Genomic DNA, 15,772 nt, shown 5'->3' with positions numbered 1-15,772 from the left:
GGGAGCCAATGGCTCCCCTTTTTAGTGCGTGCTCGCATGTGACGTGAGGGCGTGCTCACAGATCGTCGAAGCGGCCTATCTCGCCCGCATCGTCGCGAAACTGCCGTTTTAGCTCGCTCTTACTCTTCATGACGATGTTGCCGTCGGCACCGATGTTCATGTGCTCCGGATCGGTCAGGTGCTGCGCCTGCCAGGCCATCACCGCCTGCAAGGACGTGGCCTTCTGCTCCTCGGTCAGGGCCCGTCCGTCGGGCCACTTGCCAAGCTCCACCGCCGTGCGCAGCCGCTCGTAAACCTCTTGCGGCATCTCGGCAATCACCTGCTGGAATGACATGAACTTCTCCTTGTTTCAGGCCGGCAGATCCAGCCGGCTAATGCCCGCCATTTTCTCCATGACTCGCACCACCTGGCAACTGTAACCGAACTCATTGTCGTACCAGACGTAGAGCACACAGTGATCCCCCTCGGCGATGGTCGCCTGGGAGTCGACAATGCCGGCAAAACGCGACCCCACCATGTCGGAGGAGACCAGCTCGGTGCTGGCGCTGAAGTCGATCTGGCGATGCAGCGGCGAGCTGAGGGCCGCCTGCTGCAAGGTGGCATTGAGCCGCTCCCTGTCGACCTGCTGCTCCAGACTCAAGTTGATAATGGCCATGGAGACATTGGGGGTCGGCACCCGGATGGCGTTGCCGGTCAACTTGCCCTTGAGTTCGGGCAGCGCCTTGGCCACCGCCTTGGCGGCGCCCGTGCTGGTCAGCACCATGTTGAGCGGCGCACTGCGGCCGCGCCGCTCGCCCTTGTGGTAGTTGTCGATGAGGTTCTGGTCATTGGTGTAGGAGTGCACCGTCTCCACATGGCCGTGGCGGATGCCGAAATGCTCCTGCATCACCTTCAGCACCGGGGTGATGGCGTTGGTGGTACAAGAGGCGGCCGAGATGATGCGATCGTCTGCCGTGATCACCTCGTGGTTGACCCCGAACACCACGTTTTTCATCTCCCCCTTGCCGGGGGCGGTCAGCAGCACCTTGGCCGCGCCGCGCGCCTTGAGATGCTCGCCAAGTCCGGCCTCGTCACGCCAGGCACCGGTGTTGTCGACGATCAGGGCGTCGTGGATGCCGTAGGCGGTGTAGTCGATGTCGGCCGGGCTGTTGGCATAGATCACCTGGATCAGGGTGCCGTTGGCGATGATGGCGCTGCGCGCCTCATCCACCTCGATAGAGCCGTTGAACGGGCCATGTACCGAGTCGCGGCGCAGCAAGCTGGCCCGCTTTTCAAGATCGCCCTCGCGCCCTCCACGCACCACGATGGCGCGCAGGCGCAGCGGGTTGGCAGCGCCAGTGCGCTCTAGCAGCAGACGAGCCAGCAGGCGACCGATGCGGCCAAAGCCGTACAGCACCACGTCGGTCGGCGCCGGCAGCGGGGCACCGCTTAAGGCCGGCGCCAGCTCGCGGCGCAGGAAATCGTCGATGCCGCTGGCGTCCTGATGCTCACGCCAGTAGGCCACCGCCAGCTTGCCAAGATCGATCTCGGCGCTACGCGGCGCGAGGGCAAAGATGGCATTGAGCAGGGGGAAGCTGTGTTGGAGCGAGAGGGGGGAGCCTTCGTGGCGGCGGACGACCCGGTGGGCCTTGAGGATGTCGATGGTGGAGGCGTTTTGCAGGGAGCGTCCGTAGACGGTGATCTCGATGCCCTGTTGGCGGTAGAGACGGCCAATCAAAGGCTGCATGGCTTCGGCGAGCTCCTGGCTCTCCTGCCACGCCAGCAGGTGATGCTCGTGGGTCATGGGTAGGCAGATCCTTTTATTTCACGTAACCGTTTGTATTTATGTATTTTTACTTCTCATCGGACGGGGATCACTGCACGCGATTTATACTCGTTGTAAGTTCACGGCTGAGAGTCCGATGCGGCGCGCGCATTGTAACCAAACTGAAAACATTTTCCAACAAATGCCTTACCCAACCGCTCATCACATAACAGGATGTTTCATGTCGTTACGACCCGCTCTACTGCTCTCTCCCCTCATCCTGCTACTGGCCTGCGGTGACGGTGATCGCCTACATAACATCTGCACCAGCCACCCGACCCTATGTCAGGATCTGGTCGATGATGGTTGGTGCCGCCAAGAGCGCAGCACAGTGATCCGCGCCCGCTACGCGTTGCAACAGAAAAAGGGAGAATGGGAGCAATATCAGCTGATGCACGAATTGGAGGGATACCTGCGCTGTATCGAGCACGCCACCCGTATCGAGTACAAGGTGGCCAAAGAGAAAAAGAGCGCCAGGGTGGAGGGCATGCTGGCCGCCGGCGCCGAACTCGAGCAACTTGACGCTCAGACTCGCGGCTCCAATAACCCTTGGCTACAACTGTGGCACTGGACCAATAACGGTGATGAAGAGGCGCGCTCCCGCTTCCTCGCCCACGAGGGCTCACCCCAACTCGAACACCCCGAATTGCAGGCGGCACTGGCCGGTATCTATGCCAGAGTTGACCCGCCTAAAGCCATCGGTTTACTCCAACATGCGCTCTCCCTCTACCAGCCCGACGACCCCGTCAATGTGCAATTGTTCGCCTCTCTTAGCACCCTTTATATGGGGCAGCGCGACTATAAGCAGGCCTATCTGTGGGCGAGAGTCAGCGAGGCGTTTCACGGCCCGCAGCTTGATGCCGGTCGCCTCAACCGTTACGCAGCGCTGAGCCAAGCGCAGCAGGAGAGGCTAGATGAACAGGCGCAGGAGATTGCAGCCGCACTCAAGGCGGGCCACTACCGACCTGAGTAACAAAAAGGGGCCAAGGCCCCTTTTTCATTCCGCACATGCGCACGCTCAAGCCGGATCTTCACCGCGAAAGTCGAGGCTGAGGCTGTTGACACAATAACGTTGGCCAGTATCGGTTGGCCCGTCGGGAAAGACGTGGCCCAGATGTGAGCCACAGGCATGACAGGTGATCTCGACCCGCTCCATGCCATGGCTGGTGTCACGGGTGTAATCAACCGTACCGGGGATGGCCGCATCGAACGAAGGCCAGCCACAGCCCGAATCGAACTTGCTACTGGCATCGAAGAGCACCGCCTTGCAGCAGGTACACAGATACTGGCCGGCCTTGCGGTTGTGTAACAGGGCCCCGGTATAGGGGCGTTCGGTTCCCTTCTCCCAGCAGACATGGAACTGCTCCGGGGTCAGGTGTTCACGCCATTGGGCAGGATCGTTCTTGTTCATGGATGTGCTTGTTGTCGTGGTAGGGATTCCCGCCCAGCATACCCCTGCTGAGCGGGTTGTTACCACCCACAGTCGGCGGGGTTATTCCAGCACGGCCGGCACCAAGGGGGCACCACTCTCACGCCGCCGGCTCAACAGCTTGAGGGCATGGGCCCGCCCCACCGCCACCTGACGCTTGATGTCGTCAGGCAGGAACGGCAGGCCATCGTTGGTGGCGGTGTCGATCACCTGGATCCACTCCATACCGATGCCCGGCGACGGCAGGCGGAACTGGATGTCATAGTCACTGGCATTGAACAGCAGCAGCCAGCGCTCTCCCTCCCCCTCATGCCAACCGACGTCCAGCGCAAACGCCTGCGCCATCGGTGCCGCCCAATCCGACTCGCTGAGGATGTGTCCATCCGGGTGATACCAGGCAACCTGATGGGGATCGGCCGGCTCGCCGAACCAGCTCTCGCCACGCAGGCGCAGGTTGCTAAAGACCTGGGATTCGGCGCGCAACTTCATCATCTGGCGGGTGAAGGTCAACAGCTTCTCGTCGTCAGGGGCAAGCTGCCAGTTGAGCCAACTGATGTGGTTATCCTGGCAATAGGCGTTGTTGTTACCCAATTGGCTACGCCCCATCTCATCCCCACCGAGGAAGTGAGGCACCCCTTGAGAGAGCAGCAGCGTCGCGATCAGGTTGCGCTTTTGCTGCTGGCGCAGGCTGCTGACCCGCGGATCTAGGGTCGGCCCCTCGACGCCGTGGTTATTCGACAGGTTGTGGCTGTGGCCATCGCGGTTCTCCTCCCCGTTGGCCTGGTTATGGCGCTGGTTGTAAGAGACCAGATCCTCCAGGGTGAAACCATCGTGGTAGCAGAGGTAATTCACGCTCGAGAAGGGTGAACGCCACCCCTTGGGAAAGAGATCCCGCGAGCCGAGCAGACGGGTGGCAAACTCCCCCATGCGCCCAGAATCCCCCCGCCAGAAGGCGCGCACCGTGTCACGGTAACGGTCATTGGTCTCGTGCCACTGGCTCGGGAACTGACCAAGCCGATAGCCAAACGGCCCGACATCCCACGGCTCGGCAATCAGCCTGACCTGAGACAAGACGGGATCGCCCATCATCGCCTTGAAGAAGGCCCCCATCGGCTCGAACTCGTTGGCCTCGCGCGCCAGCGTCACGGCGAGGTCAAAGCGAAAACCGTCGACCTGCATCTCGGTCACCCAGTAGCGCAGGGCATCGAGCACCAGCCGCAGGGTGTTGGGGTGATCCAAGTTGAAGCTGTTGCCACACCCGGTGACATTGAGGTGACGCTGGTAGTCGGGGCCATGCGGGCCCTGTTCGAAGCCATAATAACCAGCGTTGTCGAACCCCTTGAACGAGAGCATGGGGCCATCAGCCCCCGCCTCGGCGGTGTGGTTGTAGACCACGTCGAGGATCACCTCGATACCGGCCCGGTGCAGCTCGCGCACCATGGTCTTGAACTCGGTCACACTCTCTTGCACCGCGTAGCGCGGCTCGGGGGCAAAGAAGGCGATGGGGTTGTAGCCCCAGTAGTTGGTCAGCCCCATCCCCTGCAGCCGCGGCTCGGCCATGTTGGCCGCCACCGGCAGCAGTTGCACGGCGGTGATGCCGAGCTGTTGCAGATGCTCGATCACCTGTGGGTGGCACATGCCAAGATAGGTGCCACGCTGCGCCTCTGGCACCTCTGGATGCAGCATGGTCATGCCACGCACGTGGGCTTCATAGAGCACCAGATCCGACTCTTTGTGATCCGGTTTCGTCACCCCCTGCCAATCGAAGCGGTCATCCACCACGATGCATTTGGGGATCATGTCAGCACTGTCACCCTCATACGCCTCGTCATTCCAGATCAGAGGACGGCTGAGCGCCTGAGCGTAAGGGTCAATCAGCAGTTTCTGCGGATCAAACAGCAGCCCCGGCTGCGCCTCACCATAGATGCGGTAGCCGTAACGCTGACCCGCTTTGACTCCCGGCACATAACCGTAGTGATGCTGACCACGGGTACGGGGCAGCGCGAGCCTGGCCACCTCCTGCTCTGCCTCATCATAGAGACACAGCTCCACCATGCGGGCGCCGGACGCCCAGACACCGAAATGGCATCCCTTCTTATCGGGATGGGCCCCCAACCGGGTACCCGTCCCGCTTTCCATTACAAACATCAGGACTCCTGTACGATGAAAAGCGTCGCCAGCGGCGGTAAGTTGAGCACGATAGAATAGTCCATTCCCTGCCAGGGAGTGGGCTCGGCCTCAAAATGGGTGCCCCCCACGTCATAGTTGCTGCCCCAGTAAAACTCGCTATCCGTGTTGAGTGCCACCTTCCAGCGCCCTGCATGGGGGACGCCGAGCCGATAGCCAAGCCGCGGCACCGGCGTGAAGCTGGCGGCGACGGCCACCTGGCTGCCACTTTGGGGATCGCTGCGCAGCATGGCGAAGATGCCATTGTCCGCATCCTGATGATCGAGCCAACGGAACCCACCCTGCTCGTAGTCAGCCCGATAGAGGGCGCTTTCGCGGGTATAGAGGTGGTTGAGATCGCGGATCAGGCGCTGCTGGCCAGCATGCTTGGGATAGTTAAGCAGGTGCCATGCCAGCTGGCTGTCGTGGTTCCACTCACTGCTCTGGGCCAGCTCGGTTCCCATGAAATTGAGCTTCTTGCCCGGATGGGCATACATGTAGCCCATGTAGGCGCGCAAGTTGGCCGCCTGTTGCCACTCATCCCCCGGCATCTTGTAAAGCAGGGAGTGTTTGCCGTGCACCACTTCGTCGTGGGAGAGCGACAAGATGAAGTTCTCGTCGTAGTGATACACCATCGAGAAGGTCATCTCGTTGTGGTGATAACGGCGGTGTACCGGCTCCTTTTGCATGTAGCTCAGGGAGTCGTGCATCCACCCCATATTCCACTTGAAGCCAAAGCCGAGACCGCCGAGGAAGGTGGGACGGGAGACACCGGGGAAGGCGGTCGACTCCTCGGCAATGGTCATGGCGTGGGGATACTTGCCGTACACCTCTTCGTTGACCCACTTGAGCAGGCTGATCGCCTCGTAGTTATGGTTGCCGCCGTCGACGTTCGGCACCCACTCGCCACTGTTGCGCGAGTAGTCGAGATAGAGCATGGAGGCCACCGCATCGACCCGCAGGCCATCGATGTGGAACTTGTCGACCCAGTAGAGGGCGCTGGCCACCAGGAATTGGCGCACCGTGTCGCGACCAAAATCATAGATGTAGGAGTTCCAGTCCGGGTGCCAGCCACGGCGTGGATCTTCGTACTCATAAAGCGGCGTGCCGTCAAAACGGGCCAGACCGTGAGCATCGGAGGGGAAGTGGGCGGGCACCCAGTCGAGGATGACGCCGATGCCAGCCTGGTGACAGCAATCGACGAAGAACTTGAAGTCATCGGCACTGCCGTAACGGCTGGTCGGGGCAAACATGCCGGTCGGCTGATAACCCCAGGAGCCGCTGAAGGGGTGCTCGGAAACCGGCAGCAGCTCGATGTGGGTGTATCCCATGTCCCGGACATAATCGACCAGCTCGAGTGCCAGCTCACGCCAGCTCAGGCTGTCACCGTTCGCATGGCGGCGCCATGAGCCGACATGCAGCTCATAGATGGAGAGCGGCTGCTCGCGCTTATCGTTGCGCTGGCTCAGTTGCCAGTCGGCATCCTGCCACTGGTATTGGCTGTGGTCATAGACGACCGAGGCGAACGAAGGATACTGCTCGCTGTAAAAGCCCACCGGATCGCTCTTGTGGGGCAGGCAGTGGCCGGCCGGATCTTTGATCTCGAACTTGTAACGATCACCGGCCTTGAGGCCGGGCACAAACAGCACCCAGTGACCGCACAGAGTGCGCTCCATCGGGTGACGACGGCCATCCCAGAAGTTGAAATCGCCGATGAGGCTCACCGCGGTGGCACTCGGGGCATAGACCGCAAAACGGACCCCCGCTACCTGCTGGCCGGCCACCTCTTCCTGATGCAGCTGGGCACCCAGGGTGTGGTAGAGGTTTTCCGGTCTTTGGGTCAATTCGCTCAACCCGGCAAAGGCTGCGGATGGGAACTGGTAGGGGTCGAGCAGCTCGGTCACGACATCATCGCCGTACTGGACCTGAAGCAGGTAGGGGAAGGGATTCTTGCGGCGGGTGAAAACAGTTTCAAATAAACCTGGAGTGGTGCACTGGGTCAGCGTTGCAACCCACTTGCCTGACTTGAGATCTTTAACCCTAACCTCGAGCGCGTCAGGCAACCAGACCGTCAGCCTGAGACCGGGTCCCTCCGGATTGGGCATCAGCCCGAGAGCAGAAAAGGGGTGGGAACACGAGGCACTGGCCAGACGTTCAACAAGCATTGAGATTTCCTTTCATGACGAAGCCGCCATCCCAGCCTGAGCTGGGATGGCGCTGATTGCAAAAGAGTGCAAGGCCAGGCGATCAATGCCCAGCCTCATCACGGGCACGGCTCATACCGTGCGCCAAAGCCTTGAGCCCCTCGTCGGCGAACAGCTCTTCCAGATCGCGGGAGAGCTTGCGGCGCCAGTTCGGGTATTCATAGCTGGTACCCGGTACGTTGACCGGCTTGTCCATCTCCAGCCAGTCTTCCAGCTGGGTGCTGAACAGGGCACAGTTACCGCGCGACATATGGATTTGCATGCCGTGGTTCAGCTCGGTGTTCATGCCGACCCAATTGACGTCACGACTGACAGAGTCAGAAACGACATGGTGCGCATGCAAACTATCCAGTATGCGCTGCTTGGCCTCATGGCGATCGGCGTAGAGACGCGCCAGCACCTCTTCATCCGGATAAAGCCCGAGCTGCTTGCCGAGCGCCAGATCATCACAGTGCCAGAAGCCCGCCAGGGTCGGCATATCGTGAGTGGTCAGGGCCGACATGGCCTGCTCCGCGTAGTGAGCCGGAGAAATAAAGCCGCCATCGTCCTTCGAACGCTCGAAGAAGAACACCTTGTAGGAGTGAACGCCGTTCTCCTTGAGGGTGACATCGATCCCCTCCGGTACCGTCCCCAGATCCTCACCGATGATGAGGCACTGGTTGCGGTGCGACTCGAGGGCCAGAATGCCCAGCAGGTCGTTCACCGGATAATAGATGTAGGCTCCCTTGGCAGCGGACTCTCCAGGCGGTACCCACCACAGACGCAGCAAGGCCATCACGTGGTCAATCCGCAGCGCGCCGCAAGAGCGCATGTTGGAGCGGAACAGATCGACCATCGGCTGGTAGGCCGCATCGAACAGCTTGCCCGGATTCATCGGCGGCAGACCCCAGTTCTGGCCAAGCGGACCCAGAATATCAGGCGGAGCCCCAACAGAAGCTTTCGGACAATACAGATCGCGGTTAGCCCAAATCTCGGTAGAACCTTCGGAAACCCCGACCGCGAGGTCACGATAGAGCCCCATCACCATGCCCGACGCCTTGGCGCGGGCATCGGCCACCGCCAGCTGCTCATCAGCCACGAATTGCAGATAAAGGAAGAAATCCACATCCTGCTGATGGGCTGCGATCCATGCCTCCACCTCGGGGGTGTGGTAATCCTTGAGTGCCTCTGGCCATACCGGCCAGCCCCAAGCGTTTTGCCCCTCGGCATAGAGGCAGGCCTGAATCGCATCAAAGGCCGCTTGCTGACGCAGGCTGTCGCCCCCTTCAGCCACAAACGCATCCAATGCAGCGCGACGCTTGGCATCGAACTTGGCCTGCTCAAAGACCTTGCGCAGCATCATCATCTTGGCGCTCATCACGCCGGTGTAATCCACATACTCCTTGGCACGCAGGGCGCTGAGCATCTGCTGGAACGCCGGCGCAGCAACCTCGGCCTTGAGGGCGGCATTGGCCTGGAATTCGGGCACCGCCTCAACATTGATGTAAGCCAGATTCAACCAGCGACGGGAAGAGGGGCTATAAGGACTGGCGCTCTCGGGGTTGGCCGGATAGAGGGCGTGGATGGGGTTGAGGCCAACAAAATGGGCACCCCAATCGGCCACCTTCTCCACCAGTTGGGCCAGATCGCTGAAATCACCGATCCCCCAGTTGTGGCGGCTGCGCAGGCAGTAAAGCTGAACACTCGGGCCCCATACTTTGCGGCCATTGGCAATGGCAGGCTGCTTGTAGCAGGACTTGGGCGCCACAATCAGACGCATCTCACCGAGTGGCTCGGCATCGCCCGGCTCACACAACACCAGCTGGTGGTAACCCATGCTCGGGGTCGCCGCCAGAGTCACGCGGTAGGCCTGGAACTCCAGATCGCCGAGCTCGGCAACACCGACCAGCTCCCCTTCGACCGGGGTGAAGCTGCCGCTCTGTTCGCCACCCTCTTCCAAGCGCAGCGTCCAGCTCAGCGATTCATTGGCCAGATCGATGGGCAGACGCACTTCCAGAGTCAGTGACTCGTTGGTACGCAGCACCATGACCGGATCCAACGGACGCAGCCAGTGCAGTTTGTGCTCTTCCTCCAACTGGGCTCTCAGGGCCGCTTCATCATCGACGCGATAACCCATGGCGCCCAGCATGGCGGCTTTACTCTCTTCCGATACCAGGGCTGGATTGCCCCAGGCATCAACATATTCGCTGGCAATACCCTTAGCAGTAGCCAGCTGTTCGATCAGGGTGGTCATAGTGGAGAATTCCCGCTGTGGATTCTTACTAATGAAACGTAGATATGTGTTGTTTTTATTGGTTTGGTTTGGGGCAATGAGCGCCATCTTAACCTGTGCACTATTTTACATATCTGCCCGTTTTGTTTGTGTGACCTAGTAGGCAGTATTGTCGATCGGTTACAGGATAGAAGTGCGCTTTTGTTACATAAATGGAAAATAAATTTCACACTTTTTCATGACTTAGCGCAATTTCGGGCTCGATCCAGGTTGACTACAGGGGGAGTTCTAGTAAATTTACTAGCGGATTTTCTTTGACTACTTACAAGTTGGGTAACCAAATATGACTATCAAAGTAGGTATTAACGGTTTCGGCCGTATCGGTCGTTTCGTATTCCGTCTGGCTTGCGAGCGCAACGACATCGAAGTTGTTGGTATCAACGACCTGATCGACGTCGACTACATGGCTTACATGCTGAAGTACGACTCCACCCACGGCCGCTTCAATGGCACCGTTGAAGTCAAGGACGGTAACCTGGTCGTTAACGGTAAGACCGTACGTGTTACCGCTGAACGTGACCCGGCTAACCTGAAGTGGGATGCCATCGGCGTTGACGTTGTTGCCGAAGCTACCGGTCTGTTCCTGACCGACGACACCGCTCGTAAGCACATCGCCGCTGGTGCCAAGAAGGTTGTTCTGACTGGCCCGTCCAAGGACGCCACCCCGATGTTCGTTATGGGTGTTAACCAGGACTCCTACGCTGGCCAGGACATCGTTTCCAACGCTTCCTGCACCACCAACTGCCTGGCTCCGATCGCCAAGGTTCTGAACGATACCTTCGGTATCGAATCCGGCCTGATGACCACCGTTCACGCTACTACCGCTACCCAGAAGACCGTTGATGGTCCGTCCGCTAAGGACTGGCGCGGTGGCCGTGGCGCCGCTCAGAACATCATCCCGTCCTCCACCGGTGCTGCCAAGGCTGTTGGCGTTGTTATCCCGGAACTGAAGGGCAAGCTGACCGGCATGGCCTTCCGCGTACCGACTCCGGACGTTTCCGTTGTTGACCTGACCGTTAACCTGAAGAAGCCGGCTACCTACGCAGAAATCTGCGAAGCCATGAAGGCTGCTTCTGCCGGCGCCATGAAGGGCGTGCTGGGCTACACCGAAGACGAAGTGGTTTCCACCGACTTCCTGGGTGAGCGTCAGACCTCCGTATTCGATGCCAAGGCTGGTATCCAGCTGACCGACACCTTCGTGAAGGTTGTCTCCTGGTACGATAACGAAATGGGTTACTCCAGCAAGGTTCTCGACCTGATCGCTCACATCTCCAAGTAATTGGGGCTGTAACGCGCTATAAAGAGAGGCGGCCATTGGCCGCCTCTTTGTTTTTACTAGGAAAGGTGATCTCATGTCCACCGAACGTTCCCTGACCCGGCATGCCATCCTGACCCAGACGTCGGGTGGTCTGCCCCTGATCAAGGTCTCTAACGACTTTGCCGAGTGTGAAGTCAGCCTGTTTGGCGCCCATGTGTTGACCTATCGCCGTCATGGCGAGGCACCGCTGCTGTGGCTGAGCGAATGTGCCGTGCTGGATGGCAGCAAGTCGATCCGCGGTGGCATTCCCCTCTGTTGGCCCTGGTTTGGGCCGGCCCCTGCACGGGTTGGTGCCGGCAAGCCCGCGCACGGCTTCGCCCGTACGGTCACATGGCAGCTCGACGGGGTATCAGATGCCGCCGATGGCACCCTCATCCACCTCTCGCTGCGCGACAACGACGCCAGCCGCGCCGTGTGGGATCACGCCTTTGAGCTGGAGCTCGACATCCTGGTCGGCGCCGAACTCTCACTGGTGCTTACCACCCGCAACACCGGCTCTTTGCCCCTCACCTACAACGGGGCATTGCATACCTATCTGCATATCGGCAGCCCGGAGCAAGTCAGCGTGGTGGGCCTCGGCGAACCTTACTTTGACAAGCTGAGCAACCAGTCGGCTCGTCAGGAAGGTCCGTTGCATCTGGATCAGGCCATGGATCGGATCTATTCCGCCCCCGATGCCGTGGTCAAAGTCCGCGACGCTGAGCGCCAGATCGAGGTGATGGGAGGCAACCATGACAGCGTGGTGGTCTGGAACCCCTGGCAAGGGGCGGCAGCCATCGCCGATATGAGTGCGGAGGGGTATCGCACCATGCTCTGTGTTGAGGCCGCCATCACGGCTGACGCTGGTGTCACCCTTGCACCGGATGAGGAGCACAGCCTCTCAACCGTCATTGCTTGACCACCATGAGAAAGGGCGCCATCAGCGCCCTTTCTGCTTATTGGCTCAGGCATTCCCCTGAGTCTTGAGCCGCAGCTCGGCGGCAAAATCGAGCATGCGGTTGAGCGGCACCATGGCACGCTCGCGCAAGGCCGGATCGACCTGGATCGCGTGGTGCTCAGCCCCCTCGGTCAGCGCCGACTTGATCGCCACCAGACCATTCATCGCCATCCAGGGGCAGTGGGCACAACTGCGGCAGGTGGCACCGTCGCCACCGGTCGGCGCCTCGACCATCTCCTTGTCAGGACACGCCTGCTGCATCTTGTAGAAGATGCCGCGATCGGTAGCCACGATCAGCTTCTGGTGCGGTAGCGTCTGCGCCGCTTTGATGAGCTGGCTGGTCGAGCCGACCGCATCGGCCAGCTCAATCACCGAGGCAGGAGATTCGGGATGCACCAGCACGGCCGCATCCGGATTCTGTATCTTGAGTTCACGCAGCGCCTTGGACTTGAACTCATCGTGGACGATGCAGTGCCCCTGCCAGCGCAGCATCTGTGCACCGGTCTTCTTCTCGATGTAGGCACCGAGGTGTCTGTCCGGAGCCCAGATGATCTTGTGGCCCTGACTATCGAGGTGCTCGACGATCTCCAGCGCAATGCTGGAGGTCACCACCCAGTCGGCCCGAGCCTTCACCGCCGCCGAGGTATTGGCATAGACCACCACCACATGATCCGGGTGGGCATCACAGAACTCGGTGAAGGTATCCGCGGGGCAACCGAGATCCAGCGAGCACTCCGCCTCCAGGGTCGGCATCAGCACCTGCTTTTCAGGACTTAAGATCTTGGAGGTCTCCCCCATGAAACGGACACCGGCGACCACCAGAGTCTGAGCCGGGTGCTCCTTGCCAAAACGGGCCATCTCGAGTGAGTCACCGACAAAACCGCCGGTCGCTTCGGCCAGAGCCTGAATTTCAGGGTCCGTATAGTAGTGGGCCACCAGAACAGCGCCACGTTCATTCAGCAGTGCCTTGATCTCGGCGGTCAACCGCGCGCGCTCTGCGGCGCTCAGGGGCACAGGCTTGGCCGGGAAAGGGTACTCCATCTCCACGGCGGCAGGAATATTGCTCATTGCTGCAGTTCCATCATGCTTCGCGTGGCCCGCATTATACCCCCCAGCACGGGTAATCCCAGCACCAAAAGATGGCACGTGAAATGCTCGCTTATACTCCTCCCATGCCAGGAAGCGACGCAAGGATGCCCCCATGAAACAATACCCCCTCAAGATCAAACTACTGATCCTGACCACCGCCCTGTTCCTGCTCAGCGGGCTCATCATCACACTGCTGCTGCGCCACTCGCTGGAGCAGAGCCGGCTCGATATCGTAGGCCAAACCCGCCAGGCGATGGAGCAGAGCGTGCAGGAGAGCCTGCATCATCAGGCTCAGGGATATGTGCAGCAGATTGAGGCCACCCTGGCACAGGCCAGTCAGATCCCGCTCGGTATCCGGGCGCAACTCGAAGGCAGCATGATGCGATCGCAGGCGCCCCTGACACGCGAGCAGACAGAGGATCTCCTGCGCGATCGCCTTGCCCCCGCCGATGGCGTCAGCTCACTTTACGCCCAATTCGAGCCTGATGGCTTCGATGGCCAGGATGCCCAGTGGCAGGCGGGCGCCAGCCACTCGGTCATCGGCAAGGGCACACTGGAGATCTATTTCACCCGGGATGAAAAAGGAGAGATTACCCGCCCCGGCATCGATGCCGCCGCCAGCGCCGCCAAATATGACACGACCCGCAACGAGTTTGGGGTACGCAATGGCGAGTGGTACCTCTGCCCACGTGAGCGGCATCAAACCTGTGTGAGCGAGCCCTACCCATTTGAGATAGCTCCGGGCAAGCAAATGCTGATGACCAGCCTGACCACCCCGCTGCTGCGCTCCGGCAAGGTGGTCGGGGTGGCAGGGACAGACGTGAACCTTCCCCTGTTGCAGCGCCTGGCCGACGAGCTGGGTAAGCGCCTCTATGACGGGCGCGCCGATGTGACCCTCGCTAGCCATCTCGGCCTCATCATCGGCAGCAATCGCTTTGCCAACAAGCTGGGGCGCCCCTTGCAAGAGGTCGGGCTCACACTCCCGACCGGCCCAGGCAGCGATACCGAAGAGCACTTCCGGCTGCAACTGCCCATCCACACACCGCAGGAAGATAACTCGTGGTGGCTGATAGTCAGCGTCCCCAAGTCCGTCGCGCTGGCGCAAGTCACCCAGATAAGCGAGGCCCTGCAGCAGCGCATGCAGGAGACACTGACGAGCCAGCTGCTGGTCATCATGCTGGTCACTGCGGGCGCTCTGCTGCTGCTGTGGTTATTCGTGGGCTCCATCACGGCCCCCCTCACCCAAATCCGCCGCCACATGGCGCAACTGGCCAGCAGTGAGGGGGATCTGACGCAACGGTTGCAGGTCGACACCCATGCCGAGCTGATCGCGCTGGGCAAGTATCTCAACGAGTTCATCACCAAATTGCGCACCATGGTGCAAACCAGTAAGCAGATTGGCGAACAGGTCGCGCTTCATGCCCATGCCATTGAAGAGCGCACCACCCGGATGCGCTCGGCGCTGCAAGAGCAGCACGGTGAACTCGACAACGTGGTCAGTGCGGTACATCAGATGAGCACCACGGCCGCCAATGTGGCCGAGTATGCGGAAGGCGCGGCCCGGGAATCTGAGCGGGCCAACACACAGGTAGGGACGGCCCGCCATGCCATGCAGCGGGCTCGCCATGAGATCCACCAGTTGGTCGACACCATCCACAGGGCCAGCCAGGCGGTCGACACGGTCGCGGGACGCAGCGGCGACATTGGCCGGATCCTGGAGGTGATCCGCGCGATCGCAGAGCAGACTAACCTGCTGGCGCTCAATGCCGCCATCGAGGCCGCCCGGGCCGGCGAACAGGGGCGCGGGTTTGCGGTGGTGGCCGATGAGGTGAGAACCCTGGCCAGCCGCACCAGAGCCTCAACCGATGAGATAGGCCAGTTGATTAGTGGGTTACATCATGATGTCGAGCACAGCCGCCAGCAGATGGACGATGGCATCGCCCTGACCCAGGGCACAGTCGCCGAGACGGAACAGGCGGTCACCGCCATGGAGCAAGTGGTTGGCCAGATCCAGATCATTCATGACCATATCAGCCAAGTGGCCACCGCGGCCGAGCAGCAGAGCGTGGTCAGCGAGACCATCAACGGCAATCTGAGCCGCATCGGTGACAGCGCCGCCGAACTGACCCATCAATCGGAGCACAACGAACTCGGATGCAAGCTGTTGGTCGAGCGCTCAACACAGCTGGCCAATGAGCTATCGCGGCTGAAGACATGAGAAAAAAGAAAGGGCCTGCAGCGATGCAGGCCCTTGGGTATGGTGGGTCGTGCAGGATTCGAACCTGCGACCAATTGATTAAAAGTCAACTGCTCTACCGACTGAGCTAACGACCCGTTAGCTTGGAATATGGTGGTCGCTACTGGGCTCGAACCAGTGACCCCCTCCTTGTAAGGGAGGTGCTCTCCCAGCTGAGCTAAGCGACCTGGGATTTCGTGGTGGGTCGTGTAGGGCTCGAACCTACGACCAATTGATTAAGAGTCAACTGCTCTACCAACTGAGCTAACGACCCACGAAACTTTGTTTGCCCCCGCGCCTGCGGCTGGCTGGTAATT

11 protein-coding genes and 3 tRNA genes are annotated in these 15,772 nt (G+C 60.4%); 4 read left to right on the top strand and 10 right to left on the bottom strand.

All coding sequences use genetic code 11. The features are described from left to right. Positions 1–55 precede the first annotated feature (55 nt). Together BN1134_RS02325 and BN1134_RS02320 are read right to left on the bottom strand one after the other, a co-directional pair. The gene (locus tag BN1134_RS02325) at positions 56–334 is read right to left on the bottom strand and encodes a YeaC family protein (protein WP_042045019.1); all 279 of its coding nucleotides are present in this window, start codon (positions 332–334) and stop codon (positions 56–58) included. A 15-nt stretch (positions 335–349) separates the two neighbouring features. Beyond that, entirely contained in the window at positions 350–1,783 is a 1,434-nt protein-coding gene (locus BN1134_RS02320; protein ID WP_042045018.1) for a glyceraldehyde-3-phosphate dehydrogenase, read from the bottom strand. Positions 1,784–1,985: 202 nt separating this feature from the next. Here BN1134_RS02320 and BN1134_RS02315 point away from each other — a divergent pair, with 202 nt between their 5' ends. Beyond that, the gene (locus tag BN1134_RS02315; protein ID WP_042045016.1) at positions 1,986–2,777 is read left to right on the top strand and encodes a DUF2989 domain-containing protein; all 792 of its coding nucleotides are present in this window, start codon (positions 1,986–1,988) and stop codon (positions 2,775–2,777) included. Between the two features lie 45 nt (positions 2,778–2,822). Here the strand turns inward: BN1134_RS02315 and msrB are convergent, their stop codons facing one another. From msrB to malQ, 4 genes are all read right to left on the bottom strand, one after another. Continuing rightward, positions 2,823–3,215, bottom strand: coding sequence for a peptide-methionine (R)-S-oxide reductase MsrB (msrB, locus tag BN1134_RS02310; RefSeq protein ID WP_042045015.1), 393 nt, complete (start codon positions 3,213–3,215; stop codon positions 2,823–2,825). Positions 3,216–3,296: 81 nt separating this feature from the next. Next, the gene (gene glgX / locus BN1134_RS02305) at positions 3,297–5,381 is read right to left on the bottom strand and encodes a glycogen debranching protein GlgX (protein WP_042045014.1); all 2,085 of its coding nucleotides are present in this window, start codon (positions 5,379–5,381) and stop codon (positions 3,297–3,299) included. After that, positions 5,381–7,564: a 1,4-alpha-glucan branching protein GlgB gene (glgB, locus tag BN1134_RS02300; RefSeq protein ID WP_042045013.1), complete on the bottom strand. Its 2,184-nt coding sequence runs from the start codon at positions 7,562–7,564 to the stop codon at positions 5,381–5,383. The genes glgX and glgB overlap by 1 nt, the downstream gene beginning before the upstream one ends. An 82-nt stretch (positions 7,565–7,646) precedes the next feature. Continuing rightward, entirely contained in the window at positions 7,647–9,836 is a 2,190-nt protein-coding gene (gene malQ, locus BN1134_RS02295) for a 4-alpha-glucanotransferase (protein ID WP_042045012.1), read from the bottom strand. Between the two features lie 322 nt (positions 9,837–10,158). Here malQ and gap point away from each other — a divergent pair, with 322 nt between their 5' ends. Then, on the top strand, positions 10,159–11,154 hold the full coding sequence (gene gap, locus BN1134_RS02290; RefSeq protein ID WP_042045010.1) for a type I glyceraldehyde-3-phosphate dehydrogenase: 996 nt from the start codon (positions 10,159–10,161) through the stop codon (positions 11,152–11,154). 73 nt (positions 11,155–11,227) lie between these two features. Beyond that, complete coding sequence (locus tag BN1134_RS02285) at positions 11,228–12,091, top strand: D-hexose-6-phosphate mutarotase (RefSeq protein ID WP_042045009.1); 864 nt, start codon at positions 11,228–11,230, stop codon at positions 12,089–12,091. Between the two features lie 45 nt (positions 12,092–12,136). On the opposite strand, the gene nadA is transcribed toward BN1134_RS02285, so the two are convergent. Continuing rightward, positions 12,137–13,198, bottom strand: a complete 1,062-nt coding sequence (gene nadA / locus BN1134_RS02280) for a quinolinate synthase NadA (protein ID WP_042045007.1) — start codon at positions 13,196–13,198, stop codon at positions 12,137–12,139. Between the two features lie 133 nt (positions 13,199–13,331). Here nadA and BN1134_RS02275 point away from each other — a divergent pair, with 133 nt between their 5' ends. After that, positions 13,332–15,437: a methyl-accepting chemotaxis protein gene (locus BN1134_RS02275; RefSeq protein ID WP_042045005.1), complete on the top strand. Its 2,106-nt coding sequence runs from the start codon at positions 13,332–13,334 to the stop codon at positions 15,435–15,437. 40 nt (positions 15,438–15,477) lie between these two features. Here BN1134_RS02275 and BN1134_RS02270 read toward each other — a convergent pair. The 3 genes from BN1134_RS02270 to BN1134_RS02260 form a co-directional block, all read right to left on the bottom strand. Next, positions 15,478–15,553, bottom strand: a tRNA-Lys gene (locus BN1134_RS02270). Between the two features lie 14 nt (positions 15,554–15,567). Next, a tRNA-Val gene (locus tag BN1134_RS02265) sits at positions 15,568–15,643 on the bottom strand. Between the two features lie 10 nt (positions 15,644–15,653). Then, positions 15,654–15,729: transfer RNA gene (locus BN1134_RS02260), tRNA-Lys, on the bottom strand. Positions 15,730–15,772 lie beyond the last annotated feature (43 nt).

The organism is Aeromonas simiae (assembly GCF_000820125.1).
Lineage (GTDB): Bacteria > Pseudomonadota > Gammaproteobacteria > Enterobacterales > Aeromonadaceae > Aeromonas > Aeromonas simiae.
The sequence above is the reverse complement of the archived record's forward strand: the minus strand, read 5'-3'. Positions and strand labels throughout refer to the sequence as shown.

Coding starts and splice junctions, on each gene's coding strand:
- glgB (WP_042045013.1), bottom strand. CDS start 7,564: ATGCTTGTTGAACGTCTGGCCAGTGCCTCGTGTTCCCACCCCTTTTCT.
- glgX (WP_042045014.1), bottom strand. CDS start 5,381: ATGTTTGTAATGGAAAGCGGGACGGGTACCCGGTTGGGGGCCCATCCC.
- malQ (WP_042045012.1), bottom strand. CDS start 9,836: ATGACCACCCTGATCGAACAGCTGGCTACTGCTAAGGGTATTGCCAGC.
- nadA (WP_042045007.1), bottom strand. CDS start 13,198: ATGAGCAATATTCCTGCCGCCGTGGAGATGGAGTACCCTTTCCCGGCC.
- msrB (WP_042045015.1), bottom strand. CDS start 3,215: ATGAACAAGAACGATCCTGCCCAATGGCGTGAACACCTGACCCCGGAG.
- BN1134_RS02315 (WP_042045016.1), top strand. CDS start 1,986: ATGTCGTTACGACCCGCTCTACTGCTCTCTCCCCTCATCCTGCTACTG.
- BN1134_RS02320 (WP_042045018.1), bottom strand. CDS start 1,783: ATGACCCACGAGCATCACCTGCTGGCGTGGCAGGAGAGCCAGGAGCTC.
- BN1134_RS02325 (WP_042045019.1), bottom strand. CDS start 334: ATGTCATTCCAGCAGGTGATTGCCGAGATGCCGCAAGAGGTTTACGAG.
- BN1134_RS02285 (WP_042045009.1), top strand. CDS start 11,228: ATGTCCACCGAACGTTCCCTGACCCGGCATGCCATCCTGACCCAGACG.
- gap (WP_042045010.1), top strand. CDS start 10,159: ATGACTATCAAAGTAGGTATTAACGGTTTCGGCCGTATCGGTCGTTTC.
- BN1134_RS02275 (WP_042045005.1), top strand. CDS start 13,332: ATGAAACAATACCCCCTCAAGATCAAACTACTGATCCTGACCACCGCC.